Source organism: Herbaspirillum sp. NPDC087042, assembly GCF_044745245.1.
Lineage (GTDB): Bacteria > Pseudomonadota > Gammaproteobacteria > Burkholderiales > Burkholderiaceae_D > Herbaspirillum.
This window is the reverse complement of sequence record NZ_JBIUZW010000005.1, coordinates 278,423-301,193: the sequence shown is the minus strand read 5'-3', so window position 1 is coordinate 301,193 and position 22,771 is coordinate 278,423. Positions and strand designations below refer to the sequence as shown.

21 protein-coding genes are annotated in these 22,771 nt (G+C 58.2%); 8 read left to right on the top strand and 13 right to left on the bottom strand.

The features are described from left to right. Positions 1 to 516: 516 nt before the first annotated feature. Both ACIPHN_RS09925 and ACIPHN_RS09920 read right to left on the bottom strand, forming a co-directional pair. On the bottom strand, positions 517 to 1,329 hold the full coding sequence (locus tag ACIPHN_RS09925; protein WP_400435693.1) for an anti-sigma factor family protein: 813 nt from the start codon (positions 1,327 to 1,329) through the stop codon (positions 517 to 519). Then, a complete protein-coding gene (locus ACIPHN_RS09920) occupies positions 1,319 to 1,882 on the bottom strand; it encodes a sigma-70 family RNA polymerase sigma factor (protein WP_400435692.1) in 564 nt (187 codons plus the stop codon). Before ACIPHN_RS09920 ends, ACIPHN_RS09925 begins: the two co-directional genes overlap by 11 nt. Positions 1,883 to 2,058: 176 nt before the next feature. On the opposite strand from ACIPHN_RS09920, the gene ACIPHN_RS09915 reads away from it, so the two are divergent. The 3 genes from ACIPHN_RS09915 to ACIPHN_RS09905 are packed head-to-tail and all read left to right on the top strand — an operon-like array spanning position 2,059 to position 3,798. Then, positions 2,059 to 2,487: a c-type cytochrome gene (locus ACIPHN_RS09915; RefSeq protein ID WP_400435691.1), complete on the top strand. Its 429-nt coding sequence runs from the start codon at positions 2,059 to 2,061 to the stop codon at positions 2,485 to 2,487. A gap of 34 nt (positions 2,488 to 2,521) precedes the next feature. Next, positions 2,522 to 3,415, top strand: a complete 894-nt coding sequence (locus ACIPHN_RS09910; RefSeq protein WP_400435690.1) for a metallophosphoesterase — start codon at positions 2,522 to 2,524, stop codon at positions 3,413 to 3,415. After that, a complete protein-coding gene (locus tag ACIPHN_RS09905) occupies positions 3,412 to 3,798 on the top strand; it encodes a cupredoxin domain-containing protein (RefSeq protein ID WP_400435689.1) in 387 nt (128 codons plus the stop codon). Before ACIPHN_RS09910 ends, ACIPHN_RS09905 begins: the two co-directional genes overlap by 4 nt. 63 nt (positions 3,799 to 3,861) lie before the next feature. Here the strand turns inward: ACIPHN_RS09905 and ACIPHN_RS09900 are convergent, their stop codons facing one another. After that, positions 3,862 to 4,656: a DNA-binding transcriptional regulator gene (locus tag ACIPHN_RS09900; protein ID WP_400435687.1), complete on the bottom strand. Its 795-nt coding sequence runs from the start codon at positions 4,654 to 4,656 to the stop codon at positions 3,862 to 3,864. A 136-nt stretch (positions 4,657 to 4,792) separates the two neighbouring features. Between ACIPHN_RS09900 and ACIPHN_RS09895 the strand changes: the two genes are divergently transcribed. The 5 genes from ACIPHN_RS09895 to ACIPHN_RS09875 all read left to right on the top strand — a co-directional run bounded on the left by ACIPHN_RS09895 (position 4,793) and on the right by ACIPHN_RS09875 (position 10,744). Beyond that, positions 4,793 to 6,637 carry a bifunctional 3-(3-hydroxy-phenyl)propionate/3-hydroxycinnamic acid hydroxylase gene (locus tag ACIPHN_RS09895; protein ID WP_400435685.1) on the top strand — a complete coding sequence of 615 codons (1,845 nt, stop codon included), beginning with the start codon at positions 4,793 to 4,795 and terminating at the stop codon, positions 6,635 to 6,637. Then, positions 6,638 to 7,582, top strand: a complete 945-nt coding sequence (locus ACIPHN_RS09890; RefSeq protein WP_400435683.1) for a 3-carboxyethylcatechol 2,3-dioxygenase — start codon at positions 6,638 to 6,640, stop codon at positions 7,580 to 7,582. Between the two features lie 10 nt (positions 7,583 to 7,592). Continuing rightward, positions 7,593 to 8,381, top strand: coding sequence for a 2-keto-4-pentenoate hydratase (gene mhpD / locus ACIPHN_RS09885; protein ID WP_400435681.1), 789 nt, complete (start codon positions 7,593 to 7,595; stop codon positions 8,379 to 8,381). Positions 8,382 to 8,613: 232 nt separating this feature from the next. Next, positions 8,614 to 9,867: a 3-(3-hydroxy-phenyl)propionate transporter MhpT gene (mhpT, locus tag ACIPHN_RS09880; RefSeq protein ID WP_400435680.1), complete on the top strand. Its 1,254-nt coding sequence runs from the start codon at positions 8,614 to 8,616 to the stop codon at positions 9,865 to 9,867. A 13-nt stretch (positions 9,868 to 9,880) separates the two neighbouring features. Next, the gene (locus tag ACIPHN_RS09875; RefSeq protein WP_400435678.1) at positions 9,881 to 10,744 is read left to right on the top strand and encodes an alpha/beta fold hydrolase; all 864 of its coding nucleotides are present in this window, start codon (positions 9,881 to 9,883) and stop codon (positions 10,742 to 10,744) included. A gap of 50 nt (positions 10,745 to 10,794) precedes the next feature. Here ACIPHN_RS09875 and ACIPHN_RS09870 read toward each other — a convergent pair whose 3' ends face one another. From ACIPHN_RS09870 to ACIPHN_RS09825, 10 genes are all read right to left on the bottom strand, one after another. Further along, entirely contained in the window at positions 10,795 to 11,613 is an 819-nt protein-coding gene (locus ACIPHN_RS09870) for an IclR family transcriptional regulator (protein WP_400435676.1), read from the bottom strand. Between the two features lie 113 nt (positions 11,614 to 11,726). Beyond that, the gene (locus ACIPHN_RS09865) at positions 11,727 to 13,124 is read right to left on the bottom strand and encodes a GntP family permease (RefSeq protein ID WP_400435674.1); all 1,398 of its coding nucleotides are present in this window, start codon (positions 13,122 to 13,124) and stop codon (positions 11,727 to 11,729) included. Positions 13,125 to 13,220: 96 nt separating this feature from the next. Then, positions 13,221 to 14,231, bottom strand: a complete 1,011-nt coding sequence (gene dmpG / locus ACIPHN_RS09860; RefSeq protein WP_400435672.1) for a 4-hydroxy-2-oxovalerate aldolase — start codon at positions 14,229 to 14,231, stop codon at positions 13,221 to 13,223. A gap of 11 nt (positions 14,232 to 14,242) precedes the next feature. After that, a complete protein-coding gene (locus ACIPHN_RS09855) occupies positions 14,243 to 15,187 on the bottom strand; it encodes an acetaldehyde dehydrogenase (acetylating) (protein WP_400435670.1) in 945 nt (314 codons plus the stop codon). Positions 15,188 to 15,485: 298 nt separating this feature from the next. Beyond that, positions 15,486 to 16,283: a 2-keto-4-pentenoate hydratase gene (locus ACIPHN_RS09850; protein ID WP_400435669.1), complete on the bottom strand. Its 798-nt coding sequence runs from the start codon at positions 16,281 to 16,283 to the stop codon at positions 15,486 to 15,488. Next, positions 16,280 to 18,025, bottom strand: coding sequence for a bifunctional 3-(3-hydroxy-phenyl)propionate/3-hydroxycinnamic acid hydroxylase (locus ACIPHN_RS09845; protein WP_400435667.1), 1,746 nt, complete (start codon positions 18,023 to 18,025; stop codon positions 16,280 to 16,282). Before ACIPHN_RS09845 ends, ACIPHN_RS09850 begins: the two co-directional genes overlap by 4 nt. Continuing rightward, entirely contained in the window at positions 18,012 to 19,052 is a 1,041-nt protein-coding gene (locus tag ACIPHN_RS09840) for a VOC family protein (RefSeq protein WP_400435666.1), read from the bottom strand. The genes ACIPHN_RS09845 and ACIPHN_RS09840 overlap by 14 nt, the downstream gene beginning before the upstream one ends. Further along, positions 19,042 to 19,929 carry an alpha/beta fold hydrolase gene (locus ACIPHN_RS09835; protein ID WP_400435664.1) on the bottom strand — a complete coding sequence of 296 codons (888 nt, stop codon included), beginning with the start codon at positions 19,927 to 19,929 and terminating at the stop codon, positions 19,042 to 19,044. Before ACIPHN_RS09835 ends, ACIPHN_RS09840 begins: the two co-directional genes overlap by 11 nt. 30 nt (positions 19,930 to 19,959) lie before the next feature. After that, complete coding sequence (locus tag ACIPHN_RS09830; RefSeq protein WP_400435662.1) at positions 19,960 to 21,381, bottom strand: OmpP1/FadL family transporter; 1,422 nt, start codon at positions 21,379 to 21,381, stop codon at positions 19,960 to 19,962. 184 nt (positions 21,382 to 21,565) lie between these two features. Continuing rightward, a complete protein-coding gene (locus tag ACIPHN_RS09825; protein ID WP_400435660.1) occupies positions 21,566 to 22,636 on the bottom strand; it encodes an amidohydrolase family protein in 1,071 nt (356 codons plus the stop codon). Positions 22,637 to 22,771: the final 135 nt, after the last annotated feature.

Here is a 22,771-nt window from a genome sequence, read left to right as displayed (position 1 = left end):
GGATATGAGGGGTCGTATGACCGGGTGGCTGCCTTCAGCAGGCAATGGAAGGTGGGTCAAATGGAGAGGGTCAAATCTGCGAGCAAATCAACAGCCATTTCACTGCTGACACAGCAATAGCAGTTCCCAAGATAAGTCAGCCACTTCATCTCGCATCGATTTGCCCGAATGAAAAATTGAATTAAGACTCACTTTTTATTCCGAATCTCACCCGAGATCGTTAGCCGACTGGAATTTCATAACCGAAATGGAGCCGCTTCAAAATACTGCTTGATGAAGTTTTATAAGTTATTTTCTGTACAGACTTTGGCCTATTTTTTCTAATTTCTTAAATTAGCTCTAGCAAGGGTTGCTGTGCCAAAATCTGTACAGACTTTATTGTTAAATATCAACATCGAACATACCGACGGTATGCAATCGAAAAAGCAAAGGCCACCCGGAGAGGTGGCCTTTGTCTTGCGAAACCGGGCCTTGCTGCCGCTAACGGCGGTGCACGAAATCTCCGGCCCGTTATTCCTAGTTGCCGCTACTGACGCGCGCTACCAGCAGCTGCTGGAATTGCTGCAGCTCCGCGCCATTCAGGTCCGAGATGACGGCGTAAGCCATTTCACCATCTGACCAGCGCAACAGTTGAAAGCCGTGGATCGACCTGAGCTTGCCACCACGGACTACCTGGTCCGGCCAGACAAACAGATTGATCAGATGTTTGTCATGCCGGTACACCATCGCGGCCGCCGCATGCTGATCGAAATAATCGAGCCGGCCACCGATCAACGCAAAGCCCTGGCTTGCCAGGTCAACTACCGGCGGCGAAAAATCCAGCTTGCCGCTGAACCAGGGCTTGACCGTATGCTTGTCGGTGGAGATCACATCGGCCAGATGATCGACCTGTAACGAACGGAAATGCGTGGCGACAATTTCCTGATCGCTCCTGTCCTGTTCGGATGGCATCTGGAGGTACAACGAGAAGACCACCGCGAACGCCACCGAGGCTGTCGTCGCAAAGCCCAAATTGATACCCGCCCACGGCCAGCGCCGCAGATATCCGAATAGCCGTTCCAGCGCTGACCGGGGTGAGGTGGCGGGTGAAACCGGCGCCGCCGGCGCGGCCTGCTCGATGTCGCTCACCACGCGAAAACGCAACGCCGCCGAAGCGGTGTGGCGACTGGCATGGGCGCGCACCAGGCGCCGTACCCCTAGCAATTCGGCCTGCGCAGTCTGGCACACGGCGCAGGAGGCAAGATGCTGCTCGTGAATGCGGCTGGCCGCCGCGTCGAGTTCTCCATCCAGGGCGGCCTGCAGGTGTTGTTGACATTCTTCACAGTTCATCGCCAGCTCCAATACCATTTTTTTGCAGAAACTCGCCCAATAATTTTCGGCCACGGGCCAGACGCGACATGACCGTCCCGACAGGTACCTCGACCACTTCCGCGATTTCCTTGTAGGACAGGTCTTCGAGGTCCTTGAGTACCACCACCTCCCGGAAAATACAGGGCAGCGTGTCCAGGCCGGCATTGATGATGCGCTGCATGTCGCGGCCGGTGACGATGTTTTCCGGATGATTGCCGGCGGCAAAAGCGGAAACCCCGCTCTGTTGCTCCCCGCCACTGTGTATCGCCTCATCAAAATCGATGTGCTCATGTTCCTGACGTTGCTCGCGCAGCGAGGTGTAGAACGTGCGCCGCACGATCGTCAGGATCCAGGCACGGGGATTGTCTCCCCTGAATTGATCGAAAAACCGGAAAGCCCTGATGTAGGCGGTCTGCACCAGGTCTTCCGCAGCAAAGTCATCGCGCGTCAGCCAGCGCGCCAGGCTATACGCCGCATCCAGATGAGGCAGGGCCAATTGCTCAAAGCGGTCGTTTTTCTTGTCAGGAGTCAAATGCTCACCTCTAGCTGATTCAGCACTGTTCTAACAGACGCGATTGCTGCGATGTTTATTCCCGCCGGCGGAAAAAAAAATCTAAATAAAAAAGGCTGCTGCGGGAATATTCCGGACCTTTGACCAGTTATGCAAGGTGTAGCGCTGCATTCAATCTGGAAGCAAAGGTGATTTTCATGAACGGCATTCTATTCCCGCGTGGTGTTTTCTCCCTATCCCTACGCCTGGTTTCATTCTTGTGCCCGTCCCTGCTGGTGCTGGTGCCGGTGTCTGCATTGGCTGCGCCGCCTGAGGTACATGGCCAGGTTCTTTACCAACAACTCTGCGCCAGCTGCCACTCGATTGCCTACAACGGAGTCGGCCCGGCCCATCAGGGCGTATTCAACCGCAAGGCAGGGAGCGCTCCCGATTATGAGTATTCGGACGCACTCAAGGCATCCAGGGTGATCTGGAATGAGAAGACCCTGGATCAATGGCTGCGCAATCCCGAGCAATTCATCCCGGGTAACAAGATGGGCTTTCTGGTGGCGTCCCCCCAGGATCGCGCCGATCTGATCGCCTACCTGAAACACGCCGGCAGCGCCACGAACGCCGCGAACAAGTAAGCCCCGCAACGATTCCCTTATCAAGGAGCATGACATGATCAATCGTCGACATTTCCTGAAACTGACGGCTGCCGGTGGCGGCGCTGTCTTCATGTCCGGCCTCTACGGATCGGCACTGGCAGCCGATAGTGCAGGTGCCGAGGACTTCTATTTCGTGCAGTTGTCGGACTCACACTGGGGCTATAGTGGCCCGGCCAATCCGGATGCTGCCAACACGCTGAAGAAGGCCGTGGCCGCGGTCAACGCCTTGCCGATTGCGCCCGAGTTTATTGTCTTCACGGGTGATCTCACACAAACCACGGATGACCCCAAGGAGCGACGCGAGCGCATGGCGCAGTTTCGTGACATCGTCGCAGACTTGAAAGCCGGCCCCGTCTACTTCATGCCCGGTGAACACGATGCGGCGCTGGATCGTGGTGCCGCATTCAAGGAATTCTTCGGCAAGACCCACTATAGTTTTACGCACAAGGGCGTGCATTTCCTGGTGCTCGACAACGTCTCCGATCCCGGTGCCAGGATTGGCACCGAGCAGCTGGCCTGGTTCAAGAGCGAGCTGGACAAGCTGGATCGGGATGCACGCATTGTCGTATTGACGCACCGCCCCCTGTTTGACCTCGAACCGAAATGGGATTGGGCAACCCGTGACGGCGATCAGGCGATTTCCCTGTTGATGCCCTATGCCAATGTCACGGTATTTTATGGACATATCCACCAGGAGCATCATCACAGCACTGCGCATATTTCACACCATGCTGCACGCTCTTTGATCTTCCCGCTGCCGGTGCCCGGATCACAAGAGCGGCGCACGCCATTGCCCTGGGATCCGGCGGCACCCGGCAAGGGCCTGGGGTTTCGTGAGGTGCAGGCGGATGCGCGCCAGCACCAATATCTGCAGCAAGAATTTCCGCTGCCCCAGGGGCAATCATGAGCAGCAGAAGACAGTTCCTGCGCACTGCCTGCGGCGGCGGTGCCGCCGTTCTATGTGGCATCAGCCTGCTGGCGGATGCCGCCGACGATGGCAAGGAACAGGCCGCGCCCCGCATCATCCGTATCGAGGCCAGAAAATTCCAGTACACCCCGGATGAAATTTCCATCCAGCCGGGCGAGTCGGTCATTCTGGAGCTGACGGCGCTGGACTTCGTCCATGGATTCAATGTCCCTGACTTGCATGTCCGCACCGATATCGTGCCGGGGAAAATCACCCGGCTACCACTGACATTTCCCCGTGCGGGCAATCTCGGTTTTCTCTGCGACAATTTCTGCGGCAGCGGGCACGAAGAGATGGGAGGGAGTTTCAACGTCATCGGCTGAGGGCTGTGCGGATCAGCCAGTGACTACGGGCCTGATCTGTACAACACTGAGGCGCTGGCCAACTCATGAATCGGCATCATCCTGCAACGCGACAACGATGTCAGCAGCGGCACGTTGCAGTTCAGGAAAGAATTTTCGCCTGGCCTCGGCGGGGCTGACAGCGCGGGTGAGATACACCACATTCAGGCAGCCGCGCAGATTTCCCGCGGCAAATACGGGAACGGCAATCGATCCGATCTTTGCCTGTGCCGCCCAGTCTCCATTGTTGGAACCGAATCCCTCGTCACGCACACGCCTGATCAGCGCCCGCACCAGGGAATCATTCCTCGCGAACGCCTGCTGTTCCTCTCCACCAGAACCAGAGCGTAGCAACTCGAGGATTTCATGCTGCTCCATCTCCGGACAATTGGCGAAATAGGCCCGGCCGGCGGCGGTCAGCAGCATCGGGAGGCGGCGTCCTACCATGGCGCGGTGAAAGGACAGCGGGCTAAACCGGTGGGTCGTTTCGCGAATGATCATTGCGTCGCCATCCGGCGTGGTGAGATCAGATGGCCAGGTCACCGCCTGCAGCAAGCGCCCCATGATGGGCGGCGCCACCGTCGCAATGCGCTCTGCATCCGTGAATCCTTCACTGAGTGAGCGTACCGCCAGCGTGAGACGAAAACTGTCATCGGAATTGCTTCTCCGTACGAATCCCTCTTCCATCAGCGTTTCCAGCAATCGCCGCACAGTGGTCCTGTGAAGCCCGGTGAGATCCGAGATTTCCTGGCTCGTGGCTCGCCCGCCTTCCATGGAATTGAGCGCCTTCAAGACCTGAAGCCCTCGGGCCAGACCGCGCACATTCGTATAAATGGCCAAGAAAATCTCCTTATAAATCAATCACGTGCATCAAGTGCACAGTCTTCGTGTTTTGTTGAGCGAGAAATATACCGCACCTAAACTTGTCTGCAGAACGCAATCACAAAGAACGCGCAAATCATTCCGGAGACAGTCCATGGGCCCTAGCAGCCAACCCGCAATCGACAACGATTGCGCCTCACACCGCACACAATCACTTCATACGGACATCGCCATTGTCGGTGCTGGTCCGGTCGGCTTGATGCTTGCCAACATCCTCGGTTTGCAGGGCGTGCGTGTCACGCTGATCGAGAAACTGCCCGAGATCATCGATTATCCGCGCGCCATCGGACTCGACGACGAGGCCTTCCGCGTCTTCCAGTCGGTGGGCCTGGCCGAGAAGCTTCTTCCCCATACAACGCTGAATCACTGGATGCGCTTTACCTTGCGCGGCGAGTGTTTCGCCTCCATCGAACCGAGGACGGACGAGTTCGGCTGGCCGCGCCGCAACGCATTTATCCAGCCACTGGCCGACAAGATCCTGTACCAGGGCCTGGAGCGCTTTTCGCATGTGACCAGCTTGCTGGGGCATGAGGTCTCGACATTCACGCAGGACGATGCGGGTGTACGTCTTGAAGTGAGCGGACCGGATGGCATCAGGAAAACCGTCCACGCCAGCTACATGGTCGGTGCCGACGGTGGCAACAGTGCGGTTCGCCGTGCACTGAACGTGCCCTTCGAAGGAAGAACCAAGCCCAACCAGTGGATCGTCGTGGATGTACGCAATGATCCGATCGGCTCGCCGCATCTTTACTTGCATTGCGATGCCAAACGTCCGTATGTATCGGCCGCACTCCCGCACGGCATCAGGCGTTTCGAATTCATGGTCATGCCCGGCGAAACGGAGGAAGAGTTGTCCAGGCCGGACAATATGGCTGCCCTGATGCGCCACGTCGTGGCCGATCCGGAAAAAGTCGATTACATCCGCAAGCGCGTCTATACGCACAATGCACGCCTGGCCCAGACCTTTCGGGTCAAGCGTGTCTTCCTGGCCGGTGATGCTGCCCACATCATGCCCGTCTGGCAGGGCCAGGGATACAACAGCGGCATCCGCGACGCCAGCAATCTTGGCTGGAAGCTGGTTGCAGTCATGAAAGGCCAGGCAGCAGACGGCTTGCTGGATACCTACACGATGGAGCGGCGTGCGCATGCGCGTTCGATGATCCACTTGTCGGAAGTGGCGGGCGACATCTTTGCGCCGACCAGCCGCCTCGGGTCGTGGGCCCGTGATCGCCTGGTGAGTGCATTCAAGGTAATACCTTCCCTCAAACGCTACGTGGTCGAAATGCGTTTCAAGCCCATGCCCCGATATGAGCAAGGCGGCGTTCTCTCCTCTGCCACCCCCAGGAAAAACGGCATGATCGCACGCTTGCTGGCACGATCCGGGCACAGCGCACCAGGTCGACTGCTCGGCCTGATGAGCGAGAACCGTGCATCGTGGATCGGACGCCTGGCATACGGTCGTGACCCATCGGCATCGACGCCAGTGGGGCGCATGTTCATTCAACCCAAGGTCAGGCTGCAAGACGGCAAGGTCGTTCGTCTGGACGATGCGATTGGCAACCGGTTTGCCATCGTCGCCTGGGGCGCGAACCCGACCTTCGGCATGTCCGACAGCGCGCGTGCCCTCTGGAAGAAACTCGGCGGCTGCTTTGTCATCGTCAAACCCGATTGCCAGTTGCAGTTCCATGACGATGTCCCCGATGAGGCCATGGCCCTTGGGGATGTCGACGGCCGGCTCAAGGACTGGTTTGCCGCGGTACCCGAATCAGTCATCGTTCTGCGCCCCGACCGATTCGTCGCAGCCTTGTGCAGTCCACAACGCATTTCGGAAACGATCCAGCGTCTGAGCCAGAAGCTGTCGATGCCGGATCCCGAGCTGGTTGCGCAACGGGATCGCAGCAAAGATCCAGTCGACATGACGATCGCGGCGGAGGTGTGAATGGCGACCGTACATCTTGAATGCATCTCGCACACGCCACTGCACGGCTACGTTGATCCCGCTCCCAGCGTGTTACGCGAGATTGAAGCGATACAGCATGCCGCACGCTCTCGCATACAGGCATTTGATCCGGAGCTGGTGATCATCTTTGCGCCCGACCACTACAACGGGTTCTTCTATGACCTCATGCCGCAATTCTGCATCGGCGTGCACGCGACGTCAGTGGGCGACTTCAATAGCCCCGCCGGCCCATTGCCGGTCGATAGTGATGCCGCACTGGCCCTGGCCGATGCCTCGCTGGCGGCAGATATCGATGTGGCGGTTTCCTATCGCATGCTGGTCGACCATGGATGTGCACAGGCTCTCGACGTCCTGACGGGGGCAATCTCCCGCTATCCCGTAGTACCGGTATTCATCAATTCGGTCGCACCGCCCATGGCCACATGCCGCCGCTCCCGCTTGCTGGGGGATGCTATCGGGCGCTATCTCGCACGTATCGACAAGCGTGTCCTATTGATTGGCTCCGGTGGAATCTCGCACGAGCCCCCCGTACCGCAGATTGCTGGTGCTGACGAGATCGTGGCGGAGCGCCTGATTGCCGGGCGCAATCCGACACCGGCATCACGCGACGCCCGCCAGTCACGCACGATCGCTGCGGCAAAAGCCTTTGCGGCAGGAGATAGCCAGCTGCACCCACTCAATCCCGCCTGGGACCAGCATTTCCTCGCCTTGCTTCAGAGCGGAGAAATAAGCGCGCTGGATGGCTTCACAAACGCCGCGATCGAGCGCGATGGCGGCAAGTCCGCGCATGAGATCCGTACCTGGATCGCGGCCTTTGGAGCGCTTGCCGCCAGCGGTCCCTACCAATCGGAAATCACCTATTACCGCCCCATTCCCGAGTGGATTGCCGGATTCGGCCAGATGTATGGCCATACACAGCGATAAGGAAGCACACATGTCCAATCAAGACCTGATCAAAAAGCTCGCGGTCCTCCTGCGTGAGGCCGAGCGCGAGCGCGTTCCCGTGGCACCCTTGCGTAATGACATCGGACAGACCGATGCAGCCATTGCTTATGCAGTACAGCAGGCGAATGTGGATCTGCGCCGCGCGGCAGGAGAACGTATCGTCGGCCGCAAGATCGGTCTGACCTCGATGGCGGTGCAGAGGCAACTGGGCGTGGATCAACCCGATTTCGGCACATTGTTTGCGACGATGGCCTATGGCGACAATCAGCCGTTGCGCCTGTCCTCGCTGATCCAGCCGAAGGTGGAAGCCGAAATTGCGCTCGTGCTCAAGCAAGACTTGAGTGCCAGCAGACATACCTTTGCCGACATCATGGAGGCCACCGCCTATGCCGTGGCAGCCATAGAGGTAGTGGACAGTCGCGTGCGCGACTGGGATATCAGATTTACCGATACGGTCGCGGACAACGCATCCAGCGCCATGTTCGTACTGGGAAGTCGCCCCGTTCCGCTCAGCGAACTCGATCTTTCCGCATGCACCATGCAAATGAAGAAAGAAGACGAAGTAGTCTCGCGCGGTACCGGCTCGGCTTGCCTTGGAAATCCCCTGAATGCTGCAGTCTGGCTGGCCGATCGCATGGTACAGCTCGGCACGCCTCTGCGTGCTGGCGACATCGTCCTGACCGGAGCGCTCGGCCCCATGGTGGCGGTCACTGAACCAGGAACCTATGTGGCACACATCGATGGCCTGGGTAGCGTACGTGCCGTCTTCAGTGACTAGCTCGCGCGCCTGCAATCCATCTCGATTCCATCGAACAGAAACGGAGGCCCCACCAGTGCGACGCACGACGCATGGGTGACATTGCCTGCGGCAGCCGCTCCCAAGGACGCTTGCCGTCAAGCACACCCGGCACAGGCAACACGAACAAGTAGCAATCAAAAGGACACGCCGACAAGAGCGTATCCATCAATTTGTTGGAAGACACATTGAATAACGACAACGGAGACGGAAAATGAATACAGACACTGGTCACGAACCACAGAAGGTCGGGCCTATCACCATCGGCCTATGTTTTTTGGTAGCACTACTGGAAGGCCTCGATCTGCAATCTACCGGTGTTGCGGCCCCTCGCATGAGCAAGGAGCTGCAATTGGCGGTCGCCCAGTTGGGATGGGCCTTCAGCATCGGCGCATTCGGTCTGCTACCCGGTGCAGCCATCGGCGGAAGGCTGGCGGACCGCATCGGCCGGAAGCGCGTGCTGGTCCTGTCCGTCGCGGTCTTCGGCATTTTCTCCATGGTGACCACCCTGGCCTGGGATTTACACAGCCTGTTGGCCGCGCGCTTCCTGACCGGCCTTGGCCTGGGCGCCGCCATGCCCAACCTGATTGCCCTTTGCGCGGAAGCAGCGACACCTAAACGCAGAAGCGCTGCCGTTGGCGCCATGTACTGCGGCGTTCCGCTCGGCGCGGCTTTTGCTGCCGCCATCGGCATCCTCAGCCCCGGGGCAAGCGAGTGGCGCCATATCTTCTATGTCGGCGGTCTGGGCCCCCTACTGATACTGCCTTTGCTGGCCGTGTTCCTGCAGGAGACCGTCGACTTTCGCGCCCAGGCCAGGATGAAGGACGATGTTTCCGCGACCAGCGTAAGCACCGCGCTCTGGCGGGGCGGACGTGCAGCCACGACAATCGCGCTTTGGATCAGCTATCTGGGAACGCTGATCGTTCTCTATTTCCTGATGAACTGGCTGCCCTCGATGGTGATGAATCGCGGCTTGTCGCCGATGCAGGCTGGGCAGGTGCAGATGTTGTTCAACATCGGCGGCTCGCTCGGCGCCGTGGGAATCGCCAGTCTCCTGGACCGCATTGGGCGCAAGCCTACGGTCATCGGCATGTACGTCGGCCTGGCGGCTTCCCTTTGCGTCCTTGCAGCGGCCACTGGCAGCAGCTCGACCGCGGTGGGAGGACTACTGGCCGGAATGTTCCTGGTCGGGACACAGTCCGCCCTGTACGCGCTGGCTGGCGCAGCCTATCCCACTCACATCCGTGGCACCGGTGTGGGCGCAGCAATCGCAGTCGGCCGCGTCGGTTCCATCGTGGGCCCCTTGATCGCAGGTCAGCTTCTCGCTCTGGGACAGAGCCCGACGATGCTGGTCATGGCCAGCATCCCTGTCATTGCCATTGCAGCGATCAGCGCACTGATGTTGCTGAGCAATTTTTCGCGCGGGTCCATGCAGCCTTCCCGCGCTTTCAACAGCAAATCCATTTGAATGAAGGATTCCTATGAGCACGATTCAGAATAGCCCTGCTATGAGCAGCCATTTTTTCACATATATCGAGGGCGGCAAGGAGCTCCGTCTCCACTACCACCAAGCCGGTCAAGGCAATGGCGCCGTCGTGATGCTGCACGGTTCTGGCGCAGGGGCCAGCGGATGGTCCAACTTCAACGCCAACGTACAGGCGTTTGTCGAAGCAGGCTACCGCGTGCTGCTCCCCGACCTTCCCGGCTGGGGAGCAAGTGATTCCGTGGTCTGTACCGGTTCGCGTTCCGACCTCAATGCGCGTGCTCTCAAGGGGCTGCTGGATACACTGGATATCCAGAAGGCCGATCTGATCGGCAATTCCATGGGAGGACACACGGCAGTCGCCTTTACCCTCGCCAATCCTGATCGCACCGGGAAACTGGTGTTGATGGGAGGAGGAACGGGCGGACATAGCCCCTTCGTTCCGATGCCAACCGAGGGGATCAAGCTGTTGCAGGCCGTCTATCGTGAGCCTACGATGGAGAACCTGAAGAAGATGCTCAACGTCTTCGTCTATGACGCCAGCAGCCTCACCGATGATCTCATCCAGACTCGCCTGAACAATCTCCTCTCGCGCCCGGACCATCTGGAGAACTTCGTCAAGAGCCTCTCGGCCAATCCCCGGCAGTTCCCCGACTATGGACATCGCCTGAGTGAGATTGCCTCACCCACCCTGGTCATCTGGGGCAGGGATGATCGCTTCGTCCCCCTGGATTCGGGGCTTCGACTGGTGGCAGGCCTGCAACATGCCGAGATGCACATCTTCGGCCGTTGTGGTCACTGGGCGCAGTGGGAACATGCGGATAAGTTCAATCGCATGGTCCTGGACTTCCTTGCACACTGACGAGCAGGTGAGGGATACCCGATCCGGCATCCCAGAAAGCGGAGAGGTGCCTAGCCTCTCCGTTTTTTCAGCTCACGGAGAAAGCCTGTTTGAGCAGGAGGGCTGGTCCGTCCACCGCCAATTTCAGCGCTGATCTTCTGCGCTGCCTTGACCACGATGGGAATCAGTGTCTGCATGCGTGCCGGATCCATGTACTCGACGGCACTGGAGACGCTGATGGCGGCAATGATGTCGCCACTGACATCACGAATTGGGGCTGCGACACACCGCACTACCGGTTCATCTTCTCCGAGATCGAATGCATATCCCGATTTGGCGTAGGCACGCATCAACTTCAGCCAGGCGGTCCAGGACAGTTTGCCCAGATACTCCCGATCGAGCTGGAACTGCTCTTTCCATTGCTCTTCCGATCTATCCAGCAGCAATGCCTTTCCCACGCCAGTCGTTGCTACCGGTTTGCGCCCACCAACGCGAGAGCTGACACGCACGGTACGTTGACCAGGCAGCTTGTCGAGGTAGATCACGGCGCCATCTTCCAGTGCGGCGAGATGAACCGTATCCAGGGTCTGCGCCGACAGCGTCTCGAGAATCGGACGTGCCACGCCCAGAAGATCACTCTCCTCATGTGCCTGGAAGCCCAGTTCGATCAGCTTGCTGCCCAGGCTGTAGCCCTTGCGGGGCTCGAACTTGAGGTAGCGGATCTGTACCAGCGCAGAGGCCAGACGATGTGTCGTGCTGGGGCTGATACCAGTGCGCGCACTGATGGTGGCGACGGTGACGACCCCCTCTGCAACGGCGTCAATGATATCCAGCCCCCTGAAGAGAGTCTGGCTGGCAAGGGTACGGGATGGTTTTTCAGGGGCTGCCATGAGGAAGTCGTCGGGTGAATTTCCGACATTTTGCCAGAGTCATGCCAGCGCCCCAACCTTAACGCCGATCGCTCGACGACAGAAGGGGCGCCAGAAGCCCGGGATGCAGGGCGTCAGACTATTCCGGTCATGAAGAACAGGGCAATGACGAAGGCACAAGCGATGGTCTTGATGATGGTGATCGCAAAGATATCCTTGTAGGATTGCCGATGACTCAGACCGGTTACCGTGAGCAAGGTAATCACGGCGCCATTGTGCGGCAAGGTATCCATGCCACCGCTGGCCATGGAAGCGATACGGTGGAAAACTTCCAGCGGAATATTCGCCGCATGAGCGGCCGCAATGAAGTTGTCCGCCATGGCGCCCAGGGCAATGCTGAGGCCACCGATTGCCGATCCCGTCAATGCTGCGAGTGTCGTGATCGACACCGCTTCATTGATCAATGGATTGGGAATCGCCTGCAATGCCTTGGCCGCGATGACAAAACCCGGCAATGCCGCCACTACTGCACCGAATCCGAACTCGGATGCGCTATTCACGGCAGCCAGCATCGCCCCGCTGACTGCCTGCTTGCTGCCTTCGGCAAACTTGCCGATGACCGTGCGCCAGCTGCTGATCATGACCGTAGCGATCCCCACCAGCAATGCGGCTTCGACACCCCAAACCGGTGCGGCCTGCGCCACGTCGACCACCATCGGCGCTTTCAGGCCGGCCAGTCCGATCTGATATTGGCCAGCGCCGTACCAGATGGGGATCCATTTACCGAACACGTAGTTCAGAACGCACACCAGCACCAGCGGCAGCAAGGCCACCAGCGGATGCGGCAGCGCACCGGCCAGACCGAACTCTGCCGGCTCATTGATATGGCCGCTACCATACCCTTCCTGCCTTGCTATCGCGGCGCGCCGACGGCTCTCCAGGTACAGCATGCCGGCGATGAAGATGGCGATGCCACCGATGAAGCCCAGCCACGGTGCCGCCCAGGTATCGGTCTTGAAGAACGTGGTAGGGATGATGTTCTGTACCTGCGGGCTACCCGGGAAGGAATCCATCGTGAAGGTGAATGCACCCAGTGCAATGGTGCCCGGGATCAGGCGCTTGGGAATATGGCCCTGGCGAAACATCTCCGCCGCAAACGGATAGACCGCGAAGACCACCACGTTAAGCGACACGCCACCATAGGTGAGCAATGCACACACGATGACGATCACAAGCATTGCGCGTTTTTCTCCGACCAGGCGAATCACCGAGGCACTGATCGCCCTGGCGTTGCCGGACATTTCAATGACCTTGCCGAACAAGGCCCCCAACAGGAAGACCGGGAAGAACGATTTGATGAACACCACCATCTTTTCCATGAAGATGGCCGAGTACACCGGGGCGATCGCCGCCGGCTCCGTCAGCAGGACTGCGGCCAGTGCCGCCAGCGGTGCGAAGATGATGACGCTGAAGCCGCGATAGGCCATCAGCACGAGAAAGGCCAGCGCGGCCAATACGATGAGAGTCTCCATATGTCCCTAGTCTTGTATTTTTCATTTGAGGCGCAGGTGCATGCGCGGGACGCGGTTCGGCCAGGGCCGCCCGCGTTTTTTTATTGTCCTGACCGATCAGCGGGCCAGGTCGAGCGCCACGTCAACGATCATGTCTTCCTGCCCGCCCACCATTCTCCGGCGGCCAAGCTCAACCAGGATGTCGACGGCATTGACGCCATATTTCCGGCTGGCCGCCTCGGCATGACGCAGGAAGCTCGAATAGACACCGGCATAACCAAGCGCCAGTGTTTCGCGGTCCACACGTACTGGCCGGTCCTGCAGAGGGCGCACAATGTCATCGGCCGCATTCATCAGAGCGAACAGGTCGCAGCCATGGTTCCAGCCCATCCGCTCGGCAACCGCGATGAACACTTCCAGGGGGGCGTTGCCTGCACCTGCCCCCATCCCCGCAAGACTGGCATCGACGCGATAGCAGCCTTCTTCCACTGCCACGACGGAATTGGCCACCCCCAGGCTGAGATTGTGGTGTGCATGCATCCCCAGCTCCGTCTCGGGCTTGAGCACGTCCCGCAGTGCCCGGAAGCGGTCGCGCACACCGTCCATGGTCAGGGCGCCGCCGGAGTCGACCACATACACGCAGCTTGCACCGTATTGCTCCATCAGCTTGGCTTGCTTGCCCAGCTCCTGCGGCGTGGTCAGGTGGCTCATCATCAGGAAGCCGACGCTGTCCATCCCCAGTTCACGGGCAGCGGCGATGTGCTGGCGCGACACATCCGCTTCGGTGCAATGTGTCGCCACGCGTACCACGCGCGCTCCCGCGTCATAGGCGTTGCGCAGATCATGTACTGTCCCGATGCCGGGAATCAACAAGGTCGCAATCTTTGCCGTCTGCACCGACTCGGCCGCGGCTGCGATCCATGACACGTCGCCATGTGCGCCAAATCCGTAGTTGAAGCTGCTGCCGGACAAGCCGTCGCCGTGCGCCACCTCGATGGAATCGACACCGGCCTGATCAAGCGCCGCCGCGATCTTCCGAACATTCTCGATACTGTATTGGTGGCGCACAGCGTGGCTGCCGTCTCGCAGCGTCACGTCCGAAATGTAAAGTTTCCTGGATTCGTTCATTTCTCTCTCCCTTATGCGGCCACTGCTGCCAGCGCGCCTGCCACTCGTTCTGCACAGGCCATCGCTGCCGACGTCATGATGTCCAGATTGCCGGCATAGGCCGGCAAGTAATGGGCTGCACCTTCCACCTCCAGATACACCGAGGTCTTCAGCCCGGAACGCAATCCCAGTCCTGGTACGTTCATCGGCGTCGACGCATCGATTTCATCGAACTGGACCCGCTGTTTGAGCCGATAGCCGGGTACATAGCTTCGAACCTTCTCGATCATCAGCATGATGCTGTCCTCGATCGACTCCTTGTGCGACAGATCGGTGAGCGTGAATACGGTGTCGCGCATGATCAGTGGCGGTTCGGCCGGATTCAGGATGATGATGGCTTTCCCTTTTTCAGCTCCGCCAAGGACTTCAATGGCGCGCGAGGTGGTCTCGGTGAATTCATCGATATTGGCCCTCGTCCCGGGGCCGGCCGATTTGCTGGAGATGGAAGCGATGATTTCGGCGTAATGCACTTTGGTGATGCGATTGACGGCGGCCACGATGGGAATCGTGGCCTGACCACCGCAAGTCACCATGTTGATATTGGGTGCTGCCAACTCGGCATCCAGGTTGATGGAGGGGATGACGTACGGGCCAATGGCGGCGGGCGTGAGATCGATGACGCGCACGCCATGCGCCTGAAGAACTTCATTGTGATGCTGATGCGCCCCTGCTGAAGTGGCATCGAAGACGATACGGATATCGTTGAATGCAGGCAGCCGCAACAGACCTTCAAGGCCGTCCGACGTCGTCTCCACGCCCATGCGCCTTGCGCGCTCAAGTCCCTCGGACTTTGGATCGATGCCGACCATGGCGACCATTTTCAGGGCCTTTCCATGCCGGAGGATCTTGATCATCAGGTCGGTTCCGATATTGCCGGATCCGATGATGGCTACGCCAATTTTCTCGCTGTCTTGCACGATGCTTATCTCCTGGGTGGTAGTGAATCGCGAGGCATTCTTGCGCGGTGAAAGCGGGGATGCAGGCCGGCAATGCCTTTTTTCATATGCAGATAAAACGTGTGTCTCGGGACATCCGATTGCATGGCCACATGCTAGCAAAGCACCACTACAACCTCAAAATATGAATATAAATCTCACATATTGAGATATATATTTTTTGCGAAAATACTCCATCACGGATCAGCGTCGGTACTGCGATCAGGTCAATGCCACATCCCGCGCACTCGACTGGACTTGGCAGGGGATCGTCAGTGACTCAAGTGAACCGGCATGAGACATCCCCCAAGCGGCTTAGCTTGAGATGCAATGCGTCTCCGGACGCAACAGGCGTCATCGGTCCGAGGGCCCCTGACAACAGCACCTCACCAGCAAGCAAGGGCTTGCCCACTGCAACCATTGTTCTTGCCAGCCAAAGGCAGGCATTTAGGGGATTACCAAGACAGGCTGCGCCCGTTCCCGTGGAAACGATTTGCTGATTCTTCCTGAGCATCATCCCTTCCGTCTGGAGATCGATATCCCGAAGAGTCATCGGGCGCTTGCCCAGGACATAGAGGGCCGAGGAGGCGTTGTCTGCCACCGTATCGATGAGGGAAATATTCCAACCCTCGATGGCAGAGTCGACAATCTCCATTGCCGGCAGCAGGTAGTCGATGGAATGCACCAACTCGGTCATCGAGACGTCCTCGGACAAGATATCCCGACCAAGGACGAATGCGATTTCACCCTCCACCTTTGGTTGAATCAGCCGGGACATGGAAATCCCTCCCCCCTCCTTGATTTCCATGTCCACGAACAACATGCCAAAGTCCGGCTGGTCCACGCCCAGCTGTTGCTGCACCGCCAGTGATGTCAGACCGATTTTCCGCCCGGACAATCGCCTCCCCTGCTGCAGGGCGCGTTGGGTATTCAATTCCTGAACCAGATAGGCTTCTTGCGCGGATCGGATGCCGAATGCATCAGAGATGCGTGGACATGGGCGTCGGGACTCCCTGGCATTGCGCAGGGCGAGGGCGGCGCCGCGAATACGATCATCAATGGTCGCTTGCAGCGTCATGGCTGCCTCCTTCCATGATATTGGCTATCGTGGGCACCTTGCGTGCCACGAAGTCTCCCACCCTCACCAAGCATCTGTTTGCGCAGGGCATTGACGGCCATCTCGATCTCGTCCGGCCTCACGACGGCGAAGGCAAACCGATCTGGACGTACTATTGCAACGGCCTTGCCAACAAAGCCGGATCGTCTAAACCATTGAATCATCAGGCCATTGATGTCTTCCAATTCCAGTACGTCACCGACATGTTCATTGACCAACTGGCCTTGCGGGCGTCCACCCAGCGGATACAGCGAAACGTATGTCGTCGTATTCCTGTCGAGAAATTCGATCGATTCGGATGAGATCTGTGCATAGGGATTTCCATTCAGTGCGATGATCGAAAAGCCATTTCCGATGACGTCATCCAGCCGGAATTCCTTCCCGTCAAAATTGCGGACCAGCGGCTGTGGAACAAGGGTTCCCGCGCCCGCTCTGCGCCAGCCCCGGTCCAGGCCAAGATAGCTACCGCGCTTGTAGCGCGGCTTTGGCTTGGGGCCACCTTGACGCATATAGCGTGAGAACCCCGGCATGCGTGTTCCGACATACAGGGATAGATTGCGAAGAAAACCCAAGACGGGATTCGAGATGGAAACGGCGTCCTTGATCATGACCGCAAGCCGTATCATCGATCTGACATGGGGACTGCGTTCGCTGCGATAGCTCTCCAGCAACTGCTCCCCGGCGTTACCTTGCAACACCGCAGCCAGTTTCCAGGCCAGATTGGCTGCATCGCGGATACCGGCACTCATCCCTTGCCCAATGAATTGCGGCGTCATATGGGCGGCGTCGCCAGCCAGCAGGACTCGTCCTTTCCTCCATTCGTGTGCAACCAATGCATTGAAGGTGTAGACCAGTTTTCGCCTGATGTCGAAAGAATCCGGATCGACATAGCGGGAGATCAATCGACGGATTGTTTCGTCATCTTCCATTTCCGTCTTGGTCTGCCCTCGCATCATCATGAATTCAAAGCGATGATAGGGATAAGGTTGCGTGCAGTTCACCGTGGGGCAATGGGGATCGCACACGAACTGAAAATAAGGCTGATGACGCAGGGCGTTCGTTCCCTCCTTGACCTCCAGATCGACCACCAGCCATGGCTGGGGAAATTTCTTTCCCGCCATGCCAATACCGAGTTTTTCGCGTACGGTACTGCGCCCGCCATCGGCACCGACCAGATAGCTCACGCGTATCGTCTGCAGGTCTTCCTGCCCCTCGTTCCCGGTGCGCAGATGATCACTGCCATCCATCGCGACGCCGGAACTTTCCTTGTGCGTCACGCTCACGCCGAGTTCATCTTGATCAAAGTCAGTCACTTCTCTTGCGCGCATGACCTTGACGTGCGGGTAACGAGAGAGAAGCTCGGCGAGCTTTGTTTCCAATGCAGGCTGGTAAAGGAAATTGGACACCGGCCAGCCATTGGACCGATCTGGCGACCAGTATTGCATCAGCTTGCGGCCGTTGGCCAATACCAGTTGCACCATCGTATCTCGCTGCATGTCTTCTCCGAGCTGGTCGGCAACATGCATGGACTGGAAGATGCGCATGCACTCATCATCGGTATAGACTGCACGGGCATTCCCATAGAACGTGGGCTCTTTCTCCAGGACCAGTACAGAGATTCCCCGCATTCCCAGCAGGTGCGCCAAAACAGATCCGGTCGGCCCAAGGCCGACGATGGCGACATCGAAATCAGTTTTTTTCATTTTCTGCCTTTCCGGCTTCTTCGATTGGACAGTATTCACGCTTGCGAAGTGACTGCAGCCCTCGCAGGAAGTTAAGAGCATTTCCCCACAAGATGGCCTTCCATCCGGATTTCTCGGGGCGATGTCCCCACAGACTTATGCCCTGATGCTGCGCGGGTTTCCATGTGGCTTCATCGACAGTCAGGGCGTTGTAGCCCAGCTCTATTTCGAAACCCGATGGCGTCATGACGTAGAACGAGATTTCCCTGTCATTCGGATGTTGGCCAATCTCATGAGCGATGTCGAAGCCCAGTGACCGGCACCTCTGCAAGGCCTCCGTCAGACCGTCCAACGTGGTCGTCAGGAAGCTCACGTGCTGTATGCAAGTCCGGATCGGATCAATCGGCAAGGTCCTCACATTGGCGATGGCAATGGAATGGTGCCGTTCGTTCACTCTCAGGAATTCGACACGCAGGTCCACGCCGGCAATTCGCTCATCGATCGTGTCGCTATAGCGCGCATCGAAGAATTCCTCCCAGAACGAGCGCATTTGCACCGGGCGACGGCTGGTGATGGCAACGTGGCCGAGTCCCGATGCCCCGGTGACAAAGCCCGGATTGAGCATCGCCAATGGCTGCGTGGAGAGATCGGCTTCGATGAACAATTCAATGGCCATTTCCTTGGGACCCACCAGGCGCCAGAATGCACCGACGGAACGTTGCATCGCCTCCTGATGACTGCCACGCTCCAATGCGATGGCGCATCGACAGAGCCGTGCCCGTACTTCTTCGAGCGCCTTCGTGTCGCGCAATTGCCAACCGATGGCAACGACATCCTCGGCCGGACCACGTCGTATCACGATGCGCCGGCGATGAGCATCAACGCGCAATGCCAGCATGTCCGACCCGTCATCGGACAGATGCATGCCCAATCCCTTCTGCATCAGCTCACGCCACCGCTCAAGGTGTTCAGACTCGATCATCACGTAACCCATGCTGCTGGCACCGAACAGATCCATGCGATCAACAGCAGCCGCGTCAATTCTCATGGCCGGCCTTGGACGGGCTATGTTGCAGCAGGTAACTGCTCACGACGGCATTGAACATTTCGGCGCGTTCCCATTGAACCCAGTGCCCGGTACGGGAAAACAGGTATAGGTCGCAGTTGGGCATTGCGCATTTCAGTGTCATGCCGCCGCTGGGACGATTGACCTTGTCATCTGCCCCCCAAAGTACCAGCGTGGGAGTATCCAGGTGCCGTAGACGCCGGTCGCGCGTCAAATCCATGCGCAGCGCCGACCGCAGGCCATTGGGCCGGCGCAAGGGAGGCGCTGCCATGACCTGGGCATCGATACTTGCCTGGTAGCGTTCCTCGATGGCTGCGTCACTGACTGTGCTGCCATCGTAGACCAGGTATTCACGTAGAAATCGCGTGATCTTTTCACGGCTGGGGCCTTTTCCGGCGTAGTAGTTCAACAGGAGATTCAAGCCTTTTGTGGGCAGGCTGCGGGTGGTATTGATTCCCCCCGGCCCCATCAGCACCAGGGCACTTATTCTCTCCGGTGCCTCCAGCGCCATGCGCAGACCACACGCCCCACCCAGTGAGTTGCCTACCACGTGCGCCTGCGGACAATCCAGTGCCTCAAGCAACGCCAGCATGCTGGTGGCGAGATCGCCGAACGGATCGCTGCGACTGATTCCCTTGCTTGATTTTCCGTAACCCGGCATATCTGCCACGATGACCCGAAAGTTCCTGGCCAGTGCCTGGTAATTGCGCCCGTAGTTGGACAAGCCGGATGCTCCGGGGCCACCTCCGTGCAACAGCAGCAGGGGATGCCCCTGGCCGCATTCGCTCACATGGATGGAGCGGTGCGCTACCTGCACGTAGCGTGATCGCGCAACACAATCGCCTGAGGCGCTGTTCATGAGGCCTGCTTGCTCTGATTTCATATGGAGTCAAAATTTATGGTTGTATTGAATTCCGAACACCTGCGCCCTGCTCGAATACTGGCCAACAAGAACACCTGGCGTGCCATTTGAGGCAATGTAGTCATCGTCAGTACGATTGATCGAAGCGGGTTTCAATTTGATATAGCTGTAGGCGACATCCACGCTATTGTTTTCACTCAGCTTGTAGGTGGCACCGATCGAAAACCACTGACGATCAGCGTCCGGCATGGTCGTCAGGGCGTAGTCAGCACCTGGGACGGGAGATTTGTCATACATGTAGCCGCCGCGGACGGTGAACCGGTCACTGACGTCGTAGCTCGCGCCTACGGAGAACTTGTAGGCATTGCCCCATTTGGTGGAGTAGGTGATGTTGCGATTTGGATCGGTCGAGGTGGGGCTCTTGATGCTGAGCGTCTGCAGGTCGCTGTGACTCGTCCAGGTAATATCGCCCATGATGGCCCAGGGGCCCTTGAAGTGCTTATATCCATGCAGCGACAGGGTCGCCGGGGTAGTCACGGCCACGGTCGCCCCCGCGGATACCAGTGCGGCTTGCATGCCGGCGCTCAAGCTCGCCAGAGCGCCTGCCGTTGGCAAATTCGGTACGCTGAATGCGGCAGTCCCGGTGAGTTTTTGCGTGATCCTGGAACGGTAGGCCAGACCAATGCGCGTATCCCGGTCAGGCTGGTACATGTAGCCGAGGTTATAGCCCATCCCCCAGTCGCTGCCTGTCACATGCACCGTGGCATCGCTGATTGGGCCATAGGCACTGGAGACCGCTGCAAGTGTCGCCCCCGAGCACGCTGCTCCCAACGAGGAGAGGCAGGCCCCAACCGCCATGCTCTGCATGTTGAAGTTCTTGTCGAAGGAGGCATCCATGTACTGCGCGGAAATCCCGAACCCGATGCTATTGCTGTCATTGAGCTTGATGGCGATGCTCGGGTTGATGTTGACGGATTTCATATCGGTCGCGCGGGTGTAGTATCTCCCCGCAAAATCATTGTCGAACGCGGCCTTGGCGCCATACGGTACGAACACCCCAAGACCGATCGTGTATCGTTCATCGAGCCTCCTGGAGATGTAACCCGTGGGGATGAGAACGCTCTTGGCGAAATCGCCACCATTGCTCGCGGAGGGAACGTTCGTGGGTGTGGCGGGATTGCCTGTACGTGCCGTGTCGAAACTGAAGCCGGACTGCGGTGCGACACGGGTGAAATTGATGGTTGCACTCGTGCCGTCAACATTGCTCAGACCTGCCGGATTGGAATAGAGAGTCGAGGCGGTCGCCGCTTCAGCGGCGCCAGCACCGGATGTGCCCTGGTCCAGGGCACTCTGGGTGGCGAACTGATAGCCTGATGCAAAGGCAAGGTGGGACTCCAGGACCGCTGCAGCAACCAGTCCGATTCGCACTACACAAGAATTTCTCAACATGCTTGTCTCCTCTTTATTTATGTTTGTCGCCGTGTCTCCGGCAGACATTTATTCAGGCAAGCCGCATCCCTACGGATGCCTGAGGCCCGTACCTCTCTTTTCGTACAAAAAGCTTTAATTCAAGGATCCTGGATGAATCCAGATCAGCCCGGTCACGTTGCTCCTGGGCGCGACCGTCGATGCCTCAGCGGTTGCGTAGATGGTTCGCCAGCATTCCAAGCGGAAGTGCCGCCGTACGTCGCACGTAGTGCCCCAGGGACTCGCGTCGATAGACCGGTGAGGCCACGACCGTTTCGTCCGCCTGCCTGAATTGCGGGAAGAGACTCAATGCATGACCACGATTGATTCCATATTTGACTTCGTCGGACCACATGCTCGATTGCTGAAGCGTCTGGCTCTGCATCGTCGTCACCGGGGCCGGCGCAAATGGGAAGTCGCTACCGAAGAGTATGTGGGTAGGGTCGACCAGTTGCTTCAGTGCTGCCATGGAGTAGTCCGCCGGCGACAAGGCAGTATCGAAATAGAAGCGACGCAAATAGGTCAACACGCCCTGTGGCATTTTTCCGCTGAGTTCCGCAATCATGTTGGCCAGCGACGCCCGCCAGGCGATATAGGGCAAGAAGCCGCCCGCATGCGCCAGGATCCATTTGATACCGGGATAGCGTTCCATCGTGCCGGTGAAGATCAGATTGAGTGCAGCGCGCGTTGTGTCGCATAGAAATTCCATGAAAAAGCCTGGCGCCACCAATCCCAGTTGCTCACTGCTTGCATGCAGATTCGGATGCAGAAAGACAGTTGCCTGCCGTCGGTCGAGTTCCGCCATCAACTCGTCAAAGCTGGGATCCCCCAGGAAGCGGCCATCGGAGCTACCCATCAAGACAATGCCTTCGGCCTTCAGCACGTCGAGCGCAAAAATGGCTTCCTCACATGCCCATTGTGTAAAGGGCATGGGCAGCACCGCAAAATGCCCGAAGCGACCAGGATTGGCACTTTTTACGTCGGCCACGTATTCATTGCATGACCGCGAGAGCGTGCGAGCCGCTGCAATGTCACCGAAGTAGGTACCTGGAGATGAGACCGACAGCAGCGCAACTTGAATGCCGTTGCCATCCATCACGTCAATGGACTTGCGCGGGCTCCAGGCCGGCAGCGGAGCGCCCGCGACCTTTTCGATCCCCAGTCGCGTGAACGTCTGAGAAAGCGCTGGCGGAATCAAATGATGATGTACATCTATTCTGCCCTGCAGAATGGACATTTTTACCCCACAAATTGAACACTAGTGATCAATATAATACTTAAGTGTTCAATTATTTCAACAGAAGATGATGGTGCGATGCACCAGCGGTGACCTTGATTTATGAACACTCATGTCCAATAATTTCCCGCAATG